This window comes from Streptomyces doebereineriae, from assembly GCF_031845645.1.
GTDB classification, from domain to species: Bacteria; Actinomycetota; Actinomycetes; order Streptomycetales; family Streptomycetaceae; genus Streptomyces; species Streptomyces canus.
In genome coordinates this window covers 90065-103575 of the sequence record NZ_JAVREZ010000016.1, presented here as the reverse complement: position 1 = coordinate 103575, position 13511 = coordinate 90065, and the positions used below count along the sequence as shown (strand labels likewise).

At 68.5% G+C, this 13511-nt stretch carries 13 protein-coding genes; 11 read left to right on the top strand and 2 right to left on the bottom strand.

Annotated elements, in window-relative coordinates; all coding sequences use genetic code 11:
* Positions 1-98: 98 nt before the first annotated feature.
* Both def and RNB18_RS36330 read right to left on the bottom strand, forming a co-directional pair.
* Complete coding sequence (def, locus tag RNB18_RS36335; RefSeq protein WP_311718338.1) at positions 99-746, bottom strand: peptide deformylase; 648 nt, start codon at positions 744-746, stop codon at positions 99-101.
* A 353-nt stretch (positions 747-1099) separates the two neighbouring features.
* Positions 1100-1906, bottom strand: a complete 807-nt coding sequence (locus tag RNB18_RS36330) for a C40 family peptidase (protein ID WP_311718337.1) — start codon at positions 1904-1906, stop codon at positions 1100-1102.
* Positions 1907-2640: 734 nt separating this feature from the next.
* On the opposite strand from RNB18_RS36330, the gene RNB18_RS36325 reads away from it, so the two are divergent.
* From RNB18_RS36325 to nuoK, 11 genes are read left to right on the top strand one after another with little or no spacing between them, the layout of a single operon-like run.
* On the top strand, positions 2641-3000 hold the full coding sequence (locus tag RNB18_RS36325; RefSeq protein WP_007383963.1) for an NADH-quinone oxidoreductase subunit A: 360 nt from the start codon (positions 2641-2643) through the stop codon (positions 2998-3000).
* Positions 3001-3014: 14 nt separating this feature from the next.
* Complete coding sequence (locus tag RNB18_RS36320; protein WP_010041554.1) at positions 3015-3569, top strand: NuoB/complex I 20 kDa subunit family protein; 555 nt, start codon at positions 3015-3017, stop codon at positions 3567-3569.
* Positions 3566-4333 (top strand): NADH-quinone oxidoreductase subunit C, encoded by a 768-nt coding sequence (locus tag RNB18_RS36315; RefSeq protein WP_311718336.1) that lies wholly within the window; start codon positions 3566-3568, stop codon positions 4331-4333. The genes RNB18_RS36320 and RNB18_RS36315 overlap by 4 nt, the downstream gene beginning before the upstream one ends.
* Positions 4330-5652, top strand: a complete 1323-nt coding sequence (locus tag RNB18_RS36310) for an NADH-quinone oxidoreductase subunit D (protein ID WP_311718335.1) — start codon at positions 4330-4332, stop codon at positions 5650-5652. Before RNB18_RS36315 ends, RNB18_RS36310 begins: the two co-directional genes overlap by 4 nt.
* Positions 5649-6509: an NADH-quinone oxidoreductase subunit NuoE gene (gene nuoE, locus RNB18_RS36305; protein WP_311718334.1), complete on the top strand. Its 861-nt coding sequence runs from the start codon at positions 5649-5651 to the stop codon at positions 6507-6509. Before RNB18_RS36310 ends, nuoE begins: the two co-directional genes overlap by 4 nt.
* A complete protein-coding gene (gene nuoF, locus RNB18_RS36300) occupies positions 6509-7855 on the top strand; it encodes an NADH-quinone oxidoreductase subunit NuoF (protein WP_373432043.1) in 1347 nt (448 codons plus the stop codon). The genes nuoE and nuoF overlap by 1 nt, the downstream gene beginning before the upstream one ends.
* Positions 7852-10356 (top strand): NADH-quinone oxidoreductase subunit G, encoded by a 2505-nt coding sequence (locus RNB18_RS36295; protein ID WP_311718333.1) that lies wholly within the window; start codon positions 7852-7854, stop codon positions 10354-10356. Before nuoF ends, RNB18_RS36295 begins: the two co-directional genes overlap by 4 nt.
* Positions 10353-11717, top strand: a complete 1365-nt coding sequence (gene nuoH / locus RNB18_RS36290; protein ID WP_311718332.1) for an NADH-quinone oxidoreductase subunit NuoH — start codon at positions 10353-10355, stop codon at positions 11715-11717. Before RNB18_RS36295 ends, nuoH begins: the two co-directional genes overlap by 4 nt.
* The gene (gene nuoI, locus RNB18_RS36285) at positions 11710-12351 is read left to right on the top strand and encodes an NADH-quinone oxidoreductase subunit NuoI (RefSeq protein WP_311718331.1); all 642 of its coding nucleotides are present in this window, start codon (positions 11710-11712) and stop codon (positions 12349-12351) included. Before nuoH ends, nuoI begins: the two co-directional genes overlap by 8 nt.
* Positions 12348-13205, top strand: coding sequence for an NADH-quinone oxidoreductase subunit J (locus RNB18_RS36280; protein WP_311718330.1), 858 nt, complete (start codon positions 12348-12350; stop codon positions 13203-13205). Before nuoI ends, RNB18_RS36280 begins: the two co-directional genes overlap by 4 nt.
* Positions 13202-13501 carry an NADH-quinone oxidoreductase subunit NuoK gene (gene nuoK / locus RNB18_RS36275; RefSeq protein ID WP_003974374.1) on the top strand — a complete coding sequence of 100 codons (300 nt, stop codon included), beginning with the start codon at positions 13202-13204 and terminating at the stop codon, positions 13499-13501. The genes RNB18_RS36280 and nuoK overlap by 4 nt, the downstream gene beginning before the upstream one ends.
* The last annotated feature ends 10 nt before the right edge of the window (positions 13502-13511 follow it).

Below are 13511 nucleotides of genomic sequence, written 5' to 3'. Positions count from 1 at the left end.
CCCTCGGACGGAGCACCGTGGAGGGATGGACGTAGGGGTCGCGTTACCCGTGTTCGTCATCCTCATCGCGGTGTCGGTGTGGGCGCTGGTCCACTCCCTCAGGCGCTGACAGTGCCCTGACCGCCGTTCAGCGCCTCGATGTTGGCCGCCCGGCGGGCGAACACCTCGTCCCGCCGGTCCGCCACCTGCCGCAGCGCCTCCTTGCGCTCGCGGCTGGACAGCCGGTCCAGATACACATGCCCGTTCACATGGTCGGTCTCGTGTGCCAGGCAGCGCGCGAAGTAACCGGTCCCCTCGATCACGAGCGGCTCGCCGTCCTTGTCGAACCCGTGGACCACGGCCCGGTCCGGACGCGGTACGTCCATGACGGCGCCCGGCACCGACAGGCACCCCTCGCTGTCGTCGAGCAGCCTGCGCCCGGCCGGGTCGAACTGCTCGAGCACCGGGTTGACGATGTGCCCGACGTGCCGGACCCCGTCGTCGTCCGGGCAGTCGTAGACGAAAAGCCGCAGATCGACGTCGACCTGGTTGGCCGCGAGGCCCGCTCCGTCCGCGATGTACATCGTCAGGAACATGTCGTCGATCAGCGCGGCGAGATCGGGCCCGAACTCGGTCACGTCCCGGCACGGCTTGTGCAGCACCTCCTCGCCGACCTCGGTGATGCGCCGGACCTGCCCGCGCCGGGCCTCGGGGGCAAGACGCGGATACGAGTCGGTGGGCCTGCCCTGAACGAACACACTGGGCATGGTGATTTCTCCTGTTCGATGTGGGTTGTGAGGATGCTCAGAACACATCCAACAGCCCCAGGAGCAGACCGGCCACACCCGCAGGCGGTTCCTGGCGGGGGCCGGGGGAGCGGCCGTGGCGTGAGGAACCGTGGGGGCGGGCAGAGCGGGCGCCAAGCCTCCGGCAACCGCCCCACGGCGCGCACAGCGGTCCCGGCTCGCGGTCAATGCGCTGCCGGACGCGGACAATTCGGGCGCCGGGCGGAGATGGAACCCCTTGAAACGGGTCGACGAGCTGCGCTACCGCCTTGGACGAACCAGTGGGGCCGCTGCCCCCGAGCGGCTGCGGCCCCACCAAGCTAGCTGTTCCGGTGTCAGAGCACCCGCACCGCTCCGGTCGGCGGGTCGTAGGACAGCGGCTTCTCGGCGACACCCGTCGAGGGGTTCTGCGCGCCGACGAACATGCCGTCGCCGACGTACACCGCCACGTGGTACGCGCTGCCGGCGCCGCCCCAGTACAGGATGTCGCCCGGCTGGAGGTTGCTCAGCGAGACCTGGGTACCCGCGGTCGACTGGTCCTGCGAGACACGCGGCAGGTCGACGCCGATCTGGCTGAACGCGGCCTGGACCAGGCCGGAGCAGTCCCAGGAGTTGGGGCCGGTGCCGCCGGAGACGTAGGCGTCACCGACCTGTGCCTTCACGAAGGCGATGACGGCCGCGGCCGAACCGGTGGCCGTGGACGAGCTCGTGGAGACACTGGCGCTCGCCGAGGCGGACAGCGTGGCCCGTTCGGCGCTGCGCGAGGCGGCTTCCTCCGCGGCGGCCTTGCGGGCCTCCTCGGCCTTCTTCTTGGCCTCCGCCTTCTTCTTGGCCTCCGCGAGGTCCGCCTTGGCCTGCTTCGCGGCCTTTGCGGCGGCCGCGTCACGCTCGGCCTGAAGCTGGTAGTTGGCGGCCGCCTGCTGCATCGCGTCGGCGGATTCGGCGACCTGGCTGCCCAGATCGGCCGACAGGGTGGGCAGTTCGAGGGTCTGCGTCGTCGACTCGGCGGCGAACGCCGAAGCCGACGCGCCCGCCGCTGCCATGCTGAGCACGCCACCGGCGACGCCAGCGCGGACGGCGATCGAAGTCGTCGCGCTGCGGCGGGGTTTCCGGTGGCTGTGTATGTGAGCGGTGTGGGACATGAGACCAACTGGTATCAGGGGCTCCTCCATACCTTCAAGAAACGTGTGCTGCGCCACAGTTGTTCAATCGGTGGCCCGAATCCCCGGCGGCACGCTCTTTATTGACGCCGTAACGGACATTGCGGACTCTCGTGATCATGGCTGTGATCATGGCCTTTCGCTGTTACGTCCCAATTGCCCCGCATCTACCATCGGTTGAGGCCGATGGCCAAGCCCCCTTCTTAGGAACCTCTCATGTGTGTGGCGGAGGTCACGCAACGGTTACGGCGGCGGCTGCGTCCGGAGGTGGCCGGCGCTCGTGAATGTGTGCACGCGTCCACATCAGTCCTCCCCGGCCCCTCTCGGGTGTGAATGCGGTCCACTACCAAGCAGTCGCGTCCAGCACCAATTTGCATGCAGGGGAACTCTCTTGATATGGAGACGCCTCTCCCGACCTGCGCCGACTAGCGGAAATGTCACCTCTGGTGATCGCTCGGACGCTTCTCGTGTGAAGATCACCGCTGATCCAACTTCATGATCCTTCGTCTGGTGGTGGAGATCACAAAGCTTGTGCAATACCCCGTGTCGCAGATCACAGACCGGCAGGCATAGGATGCGGGTCAGTTGGGCTTGTGACCTGCTTCACATGTTCGCGATCTTCGTCGAGACGGACGGAGGTCAGAGGGACGTATGAGTCGGGTGTGAGTCCGATGCCATCGCCAGCAGTCAGTGCCGACTGAGAGGAGCGAGGAGCGGTGAACGCTTATGCGCCCATCCTCGTACTGGGAGCCCTCGGGGCAGGCTTTGCGATCTTCTCCGTGGTCATGGCCACGCTGATCGGTCCGAAGCGGTACAACCGGGCCAAGCTCGAGGCCTACGAGTGCGGGATCGAGCCGACCCCCACGCCGGCCGGCGGCGGGCGCTTCCCCATCAAGTACTACCTGACGGCGATGCTCTTCATCGTCTTCGACATCGAGATCGTCTTCCTCTACCCCTGGGCCGTCACCTTCGACGCCCTGGGTGTTTTCGGGCTCGTGGAGATGCTGCTCTTCGTGCTCACCGTCTTCGTCGCGTACGCGTACGTATGGCGGCGCGGCGGCCTGGAATGGGACTGAGGGGCCTTTAACTCATGGGACTCGAAGAAAAGCTGCCGAGCGGCTTCCTGCTGACCACCGTCGAGCAGGCCGCGGGCTGGGTGCGTAAGTCGTCCGTCTTCCCGGCCACCTTCGGCCTGGCCTGCTGTGCCATCGAGATGATGACCACGGGCGCCGGACGCTACGACCTGGCCCGCTTCGGTATGGAGGTCTTCCGCGGCTCACCCCGCCAGGCGGACCTCATGATCGTCGCCGGCCGGGTCAGCCAGAAGATGGCGCCGGTGCTCAGGCAGGTATACGACCAGATGCCGAACCCCAAGTGGGTCATCTCCATGGGGGTCTGCGCCTCCTCGGGCGGCATGTTCAACAACTACGCGATCGTGCAGGGCGTCGACCACATCGTCCCGGTCGACATCTATCTGCCCGGCTGCCCGCCACGGCCCGAGATGCTGATGGACGCGATCCTCAAGCTCCACCAGAAGATCCAGACCTCCAAGCTCGGCGTGAACGCCGAGGAGGCGGCCCGCGAGGCGGAGGAGGCGGCGCTCAAGGCCCTGCCCACGATCGAGATGAAGGGGCTGCTGCGGTGAGCGACGCGAACGGCACGAGCAACGGCGCGGGCGGGGCGTCGAACGGGGTGAACCCCGAGAAGGACCTCGCCGCCTCCAACCTCCCCGGCCAGCGCGGCGACGGCGGTGAGGAGATCCGCGTCCAGCGCGGCATGTTCGGCGCCAACAACGGCGGCGACACCTCCGGCTACGGCGGCCTGGTCCGCTCGGTCCGCCTCCCGGGACCGGCGTCCCGCCCCTACGGCGGCTGGTTCGACGAGGTCGCCGACGAGCTGGAAGGCGCCCTGGAGGAGCAGGGACTGCTCCCCGGCAACGCGATCGAGAAGACGGTCGTCGACCGCGACGAGATCACCTTCCACATCGAGCGCGAGCACCTGCTCCGCGTCGCTCGCACCCTGCGCGACGACCCGGCCCTGCGCTTCGAGCTCTGCACCGGCGTCAGCGGGGTCCACTACCTCCACGACAAGGGCCGCGAGCTGCACGCCGTCTACCACCTGCGCTCGATCACCCACAACCGGCTGATCCGCCTGGAGGTCAGCGCGCCGGACGCCGACCCGCACATCCCGTCGCTGGTCTCCGTGTATCCGACCAACGACTGGCACGAGCGCGAGACCTACGACTTCTTCGGGATCGTCTTCGACGGTCACCCGGCTCTGACGCGGATCATGATGCCGGACGACTGGCAGGGCCACCCGCAGCGCAAGGACTACCCCCTCGGCGGCATCCCCGTCGAGTACAAGGGCGCCCAGATCCCGGCTCCGGACCAGCGGAGGTCGTACTCATGAGCACGCAGCACGCAACTCCGCGTGAGACCACCGAAGGCACCGTGTACACGGTCACCGGTGGCGACTGGGACGAGGTCGTCCAGTCCGCGGCCCGCGCCGACGACGAGCGCATCGTCGTCAACATGGGCCCGCAGCACCCCTCCACCCACGGAGTGCTCCGCCTGATCCTTGAGATCGACGGCGAGACGGTCACCGAGGCCCGCTGCGGCATCGGCTACCTCCACACCGGCATCGAGAAGAACCTCGAGTTCCGCACGTGGACGCAGGGCACCACGTTCGTGACGCGCATGGACTACCTGACGTCCTTCTTCAACGAGACCGCCTACTGTCTCGCCGTCGAGAAACTCCTCGGCATCGAGGACCAGATCCCGGACCGCGCCACCCTCATCCGGGTGCTCCTGATGGAGCTGAACCGGTTGTCCTCGCACCTGGTGTGCATCGCCACCGGCGGCATGGAACTCGGCGCCACCACGATCATGATCTACGGATTCCGCGATCGTGAAATGATTCTCGACATCTACGAGCTCATCACGGGCCTGCGGATGAACCACGCGTACATCCGCCCCGGCGGACTCGCCCAGGACCTGCCGCCCGGCGCGGTGGACCACATCCGCGAGTTCGTGAAGAAGATGAAGAAGAACCTCCCGGAGTACGACAAGCTCGCCACCGGGAACCCCATCTTCAAGGCCCGTATGCAGGACGTCGGCTACCTCGACCTGGCGGGCTGCATGGCCCTCGGCGCCACCGGCCCGATCCTGCGCTCCACCGGCCTGCCGCACGACCTGCGCAAGTCACAGCCCTACTGCGGCTACGACACCTACGAGTTCGACATCCCGACCGCCGACACCTGCGACTCCTACGGCCGCTTCCTCATCCGGCTCGAGGAGATGCGCCAGTCGCTCAGGATCGTCGAGCAGTGCCTGGACCGGCTGCAGCCCGGCCCGGTCATGGTCGCCGACAAGAAGATCGCCTGGCCCGCCCAGCTCGCCCTGGGTCCTGACGGGCTCGGCAACTCCCTCGACCACATCAAGAAGATCATGGGCACCTCCATGGAGGCCCTGATCCACCACTTCAAGCTGGTCACCGAGGGCTTCCGCGTCCCGCCGGGACAGACGTACGCGGCCGTCGAGTCGCCCAAGGGCGAACTCGGAGTGCACGCCGTGTCCGACGGCGGCACCCGCCCCTTCCGGGTCCACTTCCGCGACCCGTCCTTCACCAACCTTCAGGCCATGGCGGCGATGTGCGAGGGCGGCCAGGTCGCCGACGTCATCGTCGCTGTCGCGTCCATCGACCCCGTGATGGGAGGCGTCGACCGGTGACCACCAGTTCTTCCGAGCGGGGCGTCAGCCTGGGCATGCCCGAACTGCCCGCGCCCGCGTACCCGGACGACGTTCGAGAGAGGCTCGAGAGGGACGCGCGCGAGATCATCGCCCGCTACCCGGACTCCCGCTCGGCGCTCCTGCCGTTGCTGCATCTCGTGCAGTCGGAGGAGGGGCACGTCACGCGCACCGGGATGCGGTTCTGCGCGGACGTGCTGGAGCTGACCACGGCCGAGGTCACCGCGGTGGCCACCTTCTACACCATGTACCGGCGCAAGCCCTCGGGTGACTACCAGGTGGGTGTGTGCACCAACACCCTCTGCGCGGTGATGGGCGGCGACGCGATCTTCGCGGAGCTCCAGGAGCACCTGGGCGTCGGCAACGGCGAGACCACCGACGACGGCAAGGTCACCCTGGAGCACATCGAGTGCAACGCGGCCTGCGACTTCGCGCCGGTCGTGATGGTCAACTGGGAGTTCTTCGACAACCAGACCCCGGCGAGCGCGAAGCGCATGGTCGACGACCTGTGCGCCGGCCGTCCGGTGGAGCCCACGCGCGGGGCGCCGCTGTGCACCTTCAAGGAGACCGCGCGGATCCTCGCCGGCTTCCCCGACGAGCGGCCCGGGGCCGTAGAGGCGAGCGGCGGAGCGGGACCCGCGTCGCTGGTGGGCCTCCGCCTGGCCAGGGGAGAGACCGCACCCGCGCGCGTGGTCCATCCGCGCGACGGCGCACCGCAGGACAGGGACGTCCACGAGCCGTCCCCGTCGGAGCACCTGAGCTCACACGACGCGCCACAGGACACGTCGGCCTCCGACCCGGCCCACCCGGCCGGGCCCGCCGCCGAGGAGGGGGAGTGATGACCTTGGCACCCGAACTCAAAGACACCAGCCCCGAGAAGCTGCTCGCACCCGTGCTGTCGGCCTTCTGGGACGAGGACAAGTCCTGGTCGCTGGACGTCTACAAGAGGCACGAGGGGTACGAGGGGCTCCGCAAGGCGCTCGCCATGTCGCCGGACGACCTGATCGCGTACGTCAAGGACTCCGGTCTGCGCGGCCGCGGCGGTGCGGGATTCCCCACGGGAATGAAATGGCAGTTCATTCCGCAGGGCGATGGAAAGCCGCACTATCTAGTTGTCAACGCCGACGAGTCGGAGCCCGGGACGTGCAAGGACATCCCGCTCCTCTTCGCGAACCCGCATAGCCTCATCGAGGGCATTGTCATCGCGTGTTATGCCATCAGGTCGTCGCATGCCTTCATCTATCTGCGTGGTGAAGTCGTCCCAGTACTGCGGCGGCTGCACGCGGCCGTGAGCGAGGCCTACGCTGCCGGCTACCTCGGACAGAACATCCTGGGCAGCGGCCTCGATCTCGAACTCACCGTGCACGCGGGCGCAGGCGCGTACATCTGCGGTGAGGAGACCGCACTGCTCGACTCGCTCGAAGGCCGCCGTGGTCAACCGCGGCTCCGTCCCCCTTTCCCTGCGGTCGCGGGCCTGTATGCCTGCCCGACTGTTGTGAATAACGTGGAGTCGATCGCGTCGGTTCCCGCGATTCTGACCCGGGGCAAGGAATGGTTCCGGTCGATGGGCAGCGAGAAGTCCCCGGGCTTCACGCTCTACTCGCTCAGCGGCCATGTCGCCAATCCCGGCCAGTTCGAGGCCCCGCTCGGCATCACGCTCCGCCAGCTCCTGGAGATGAGCGGCGGGATGCGGCCGGGGCACCGGCTCAAGTTCTGGACGCCCGGCGGCTCCTCGACGCCGATGTTCACCGACGAGCACCTCGACGTCCCCCTCGACTACGAGGGTGTCGGCGCCGCCGGTTCGATGCTCGGCACCAAGGCCCTGCAGTGCTTCGACGAGACGACCTGTGTCGTGCGCGCCGTCACCCGCTGGACCGAGTTCTACGCCCACGAGTCCTGCGGCAAGTGCACGCCGTGCCGCGAAGGGACGTACTGGCTCGTGCAGTTGCTGCGCGACATCGAGGCCGGCAAGGGCGTCATGTCCGACCTCGACAAGCTGAACGACATCGCCGACAACATCAACGGCAAGTCGTTCTGCGCCCTCGGTGACGGCGCCGCCTCGCCGATCTTCTCCTCGCTCAAGTACTTCCGCGAGGAGTACGAGCAGCACATCACGGGCCGCGGCTGCCCCTTCGACCCGGCCAAGTCGACGGCCTGGGCCGACCGCACGGAGGTGAACGCATGACTGTGACCACCAACGCTCCCGCAGGCGGGGGAGAGGCGGCGGTCCCGCCGGAGGATCTCGTCACGCTGACGATCGACGGCGCCGAGATCAGCGTGCCCAAGGGCACCCTGGTCATCCGGGCCGCCGAAGAGCTCGGCATCGAGATCCCCCGGTTCTGCGACCACCCCCTCCTCGACCCGGCCGGCGCCTGCCGCCAGTGCATCGTCGAGGTCGAGGGCCAGCGCAAGCCGATGGCTTCCTGCACCATCACCTGCACCGACGGGATGGTGGTGAAGACCCACCTCACCTCGCCGGTCGCCGAGAAGGCCCAGCACGGTGTGATGGAGCTCCTCCTCATCAACCACCCGCTGGACTGCCCGGTCTGCGACAAGGGCGGCGAGTGCCCCCTGCAGAACCAGGCAATGTCCCACGGCCAGGCCGAGTCCCGGTTCGAGGGCAAGAAGCGGACGTACGAGAAGCCCGTCCCGATCTCCACACAGGTGCTGCTCGACCGCGAGCGGTGCGTGCTGTGCGCCCGCTGCACCCGGTTCTCCAACCAGATCGCGGGCGACCCCATGATCGAACTGGTCGAGCGGGGCGCGCTCCAGCAGGTCGGCACCGGAGAGGGCGACCCCTTCGAGTCGTACTTCTCCGGCAACACCATCCAGATCTGCCCGGTCGGCGCGCTGACGTCGGCGGCGTACCGATTCCGCTCCCGCCCCTTCGACCTGGTGTCCTCCCCGAGCGTGTGCGAGCACTGCTCCGGCGGCTGTGCCACCCGCACGGACCACCGGCGCGGCAAGGTCATGCGCAAGCTCGCGGCCAACGACCCCGAGGTCAACGAGGAGTGGATCTGCGACAAGGGGCGCTTCGCCTTCCGGTACGCGCAGCAGCGGGACCGGCTGGAGCACCCGCTGGTCCGCAACCCCGAGGGTGAGCTGGTGCCGGCCTCCTGGCCGGAAGCCCTCCAGATCGCCGCCCAGGGACTGCTCGCCTCGCGCGGCCGGGCCGGAGTCCTCACCGGCGGCCGCCTCACCATCGAGGACGCCTACGCGTACAGCAAGTTCGCGCGCGTGGCGCTCGACACCAACGACATCGACTTCCGCGCGCGTGTGCACAGCAGCGAGGAGGCCGACTTCCTGGCCGCGCGGATCGCGGGCCGCGGACGTGACCTCGACGGTACGGGCGTCACGTACTCCGCTCTGGAGAAGGCACCGGCGGTCCTGCTGGTCGGGTTCGAGGCCGAGGAGGAGGCGCCCGGCGTCTTCCTGAGGCTGCGCAAGGCCTGGCGCAAGCACGGACAGAAGGTCTTCTCGCTCGCCACCCATGCCACCCGCGGCCTGGAGAAGGCCGGCGGCACGCTGCTGCCCGCCGCTCCCGGTACCGAGACAGAGTGGCTGGACGCGCTGGCCGGCGAAGTCGGACTGGAGGGCGACGGCAGCAGGGCCGCCGAGGCGCTGCGCACCGCGGGCGCGGTGATCGTCGTCGGCGAACGGCTCGCCGCGGCGGAGGGCGCACTGACCGCCGCCGTACGGGCCGCCTCCGCGACCGGCGCGCAGCTGGTGTGGATCCCGCGGCGGGCCGGAGAGCGCGGGGCCCTCGAGGCGGGCGCGCTGCCGTCGCTCCTGCCGGGCGGCCGTCCGGCCACCGACCCGCGCGCGCGTGAGGAGGTCGCCTCGGTCTGGGGTGTGGCCGACCTCCCGCACCGCTACGGACGGGACACCGGCCAGATGGTCGAGGCCGCCGCGTCCGGCGAGCTCCAGGCCCTGGTGGTCGCGGGCGTCGAGATCGCCGACCTGCCCGATCCGGCACGCGCGCGTGAAGCGCTCCAGGAGGTCGGGTTCGTGGTGTCGCTGGAACTGCGGCCCGGTGAGGTCACCGCACTCGCGGACGTCGTCCTGCCGGTGGCCGCGGTCGCCGAGAAGGCCGGCACCTTCCTCAACTGGGAGGGCAGGGTGCGCTTCTTCGAGGCCGCGCTCAAGCCCGACCAGATGACCCGCGGCCTCGCACCCACCGACGCACGGGTCCTCCAGATGCTGGCCGACGCCATGGACGTACACCTGGGCCTGCCCGATCTGCGCACCACGCGCGCGGAGATCGACCGGCTCGGTCCCTGGGACGGACCGCATGGCACCGAACCCATGGAGACCGGGGCCCAGTTGCCGCGGCCCGCCGCCGGAGAGGCCGTACTCGCCGGGCACCGGCTGCTGCTCGACCAGGGGCTCCTCCAGCAGGGCGACGAGGCGCTCGCCGGGACCCGGCACGCGGCACGCGCGCGTGTGTCGGCCGCGACAGCCGCCGAGGTGGGCGTCAAGGAAGGCGACCTCCTCGCCGTGACCGGCAAGACCGGAGTCGTCGAACTGCCGCTGCAGATCACCGAGATGCCCGACCGCGTGGTCTGGCTCCCGCTGAACTCCACCGGCGGCGGCGTCGCCTCCGACGCCGGGGTGCTGCCCGGCTCCCTCGTCCGCATCGGCCCGGCCACGCTCGCCACCGAAGTCCCCAAGGAGGTGGAGGCATGAGCCCGTACCTCGCTGCGGAAGACCTCTCGATGTTCGGCACCGACCCCTGGTGGCTCGTCGTCATCAAGGCCGTCTTCTGCTTCGCCTTCCTGATGGTGACCGTGCTGTTCTCCATCGTGTGGGAGCGCAAGGTCGTCGCCTGGATGCAGCTGCGCATCGGCCCCAACCGGCACGGCCCCTGGGGCATGCTCCAGTCGCTCGCCGACGGCATCAAGCTGATGCTCAAGGAAGACGTCATCGTCAAGCGCGCGGACAAGGTCGTCTACATCCTCGCGCCGATCGTCGCGGCCATCCCGGCTTTCATGGCGATCGCGGTGATCCCCTTCGGCCCGTCCGGCAACGAGGTGTCGATCTTCGGCCACCGTACGGCGATGCAGCTCACCGACCTGCCGATCGCGATGCTCTACATCCTCGCGGTCGCCTCGGTCGGCATCTACGGCATCGTCCTGGCGGGCTGGAGCTCCGGGTCGACGTATCCGCTGCTCGGCGGTCTGCGCTCCTGCGCGCAGATGATCTCGTACGAGATCGCCATGGGTGCGGCCTTCGCCTCGGTGTTCCTCTACTCCGGGTCGATGTCCACCTCGGCGATCGTCGAGGCCCAGCAGGACCGCTGGTACATCGTCCTGCTGCCGGTCTCCTTCATCATCTACGTCATCACGATGGTCGGCGAGACCAACCGCGCCCCCTTCGACATGCCGGAGTCCGAGGGCGACCTGGTCGGCGGCTTCAACACCGAGTACTCGTCGATCAAGTTCGCGCTGTTCATGCTCGCCGAGTACGTGAACATGGTGACGGTCTCGGCCGTGACGACCACGCTCTTCCTCGGCGGCTGGCGGGCTCCCTGGCCCATCAGCACCTTCTGGGAGGGCGCGAACCACGGCTGGTGGCCGCTCCTCTGGTTCGTGATCAAGGTGCAGCTGCTGCTGTTCTTCTTCATCTGGCTGCGCGGCACGCTCCCGAGGGTCCGCTACGACCAGCTGATGAAGCTCGGCTGGAAGGTCCTCATCCCGGTCTCCGTGGTGTGGCTGATGCTCGTCGCGACCGTGCGGACCCTGCGCAACGAGAACTACGACTTCGCCGACATCGCCCTCTACGTCGGCGGCGGAGTCCTGGTCCTGCTGCTGCTCTCCTTCGTCGCCGACATGTTCCGCGAGAAGTCGAAGGCGGCGGCGCAGCCCGCCGAAGAGCCGGCCGGCTTCGACCCGATGGCGGGCGGATTCCCCGTCCCGCCGCTGCCCGGACAGGAGTTGCCGCCGGTACCGCGACGCCCCTCGCGCCAGGAGCGGGAGCTGATTGTCAGTGGCGGGCCCGATACTCAGAGTGACGGATCTCTGGATGGAAAGGAGGCGTCCGATGGCTGAGGAGCCCAAGGAAACCAAGCCCGGTTTCATGAACCCCGTCGCCGGCTTCGGCGTGACCTTCAAGGCCATGTTCAAGAAGCGGCTGACCGAGCAGTACCCGGAGCAGCAGAAGACCACCGCTCCGCGGTTCCACGGACGGCACCAGCTCAACCGCCATCCGGACGGCCTGGAGAAGTGCGTCGGCTGCGAGCTGTGCGCCTGGGCCTGCCCCGCCGACGCCATCTATGTGGAGGGTGCCGACAACACCGACGAGGAGCGCTACTCGCCGGGCGAGCGGTACGGCCGCGTCTACCAGATCAACTACGCCCGCTGCATCCTGTGCGGCCTGTGCATCGAGGCGTGCCCCACGCGCGCGCTGACGATGACCAACGAGTTCGAGCTGGCCGACAGCAGCCGCGCCAACCTCATCTTCACCAAGGACCAGTTGCTCGCCGGCCTCGAGGACGGCATGGTCGACTCGCCCCACGCCATCTACCCGGGCACGGACGAGCAGGACTACTACCGGGGCCTGGTGACCGAGGCCGCGCCCGGCACCGTCCCCCAGGTCGCCCTCTCCAAGGGCGAGGTGGTCCAGGAGGCCGACTCCACCTTCGGTGAGGACGAACCGGCGTCGGAGAAGGTGATCGGGCGATGACCGCACCCCTTCAGCTCGCCGCCACAGCCACCCTGGCTGCCGGCACCTCGACCGGCGAGGCCTTCCAGTTCTGGGTCCTCGGCACCGTCGCCGTGATCGGCGCCCTGTGCACCGTCTTCATGAGGAAGGCCGTGCACAGCGCGCTCTGTCTCGCCGGCACCATGATCATCCTGGCGGTGTTCTACCTCGCCAACGGCGCCTACTTCCTCGGCGTCGTGCAGATCGTCGTCTACACCGGCGCGATCATGATGCTGTTCCTGTTCGTGGTGATGCTCGTCGGCGTGACCGCGGCGGACTCCCTGAAGGAGACCATCAAGGGCCAGCGCTGGCTGGCCCTTGTGTGCGGGCTCGGCTTCGGCATCCTGCTGTTCGCGGGCATCGGCAACGCCTCCCTCAACCAGTTCAACGGCCTCACCCAGGCCAACTCCGGCGGCAATGTGGAGGGCCTCGCCACCCTCATCTTCACCAAGTACGTCTTCGCTTTCGAAATCACCGGCGCTCTGCTGATCACGGCCGCCGTCGGCGCCATGGTGCTCACCCACCGCGAGCGCACCGAGCGCGCCCTGACCCAGCGTGAGATGGCCGAGAAGCGCGTCCGCGAGGGCACGCACGTTCCGCCGCTGCCCGCCCCCGGCGTCTACGCCCGGCACAACGCGGTGGACATCGCGGGCCTGCTGCCCGACGGCACCCCCTCCGAGCTCACGGTCAGCAAGACCCTGCGCCAGCGCGGTCAGATCCGTGACGTGTCCGCCGAAGCCCTCAACGACCTCAAGGCGTTGGAGCAGCGCGCGGAGGAGCGCCTGGATCGGACCGAGATCGAACCGGCCACCTTCAAGAGGGAGGCGTCGAAGTGAACCCGGTCAACTACCTCTACCTCGCCGCCCTGCTGTTCACGATCGGCGCCACCGGCGTGCTGATCAGGCGCAACGCCATCGTCGTGTTCATGTGCATCGAGCTCATGCTCAACGCCTGCAACCTCGCGTTCGTCGCCTTCTCCCGGATGCACGGCAATCTCGACGGCCAGATCATCGCCTTCTTCACGATGGTCGTCGCCGCCGCGGAGGTCGTGGTCGGGCTCGCGATCATCGTGTCGCTGTTCCGTTCCCGCCACTCGGCCTCGGTCGACGACGCCAGCCTGATGAAGCTGTAAGGGGTCGCTG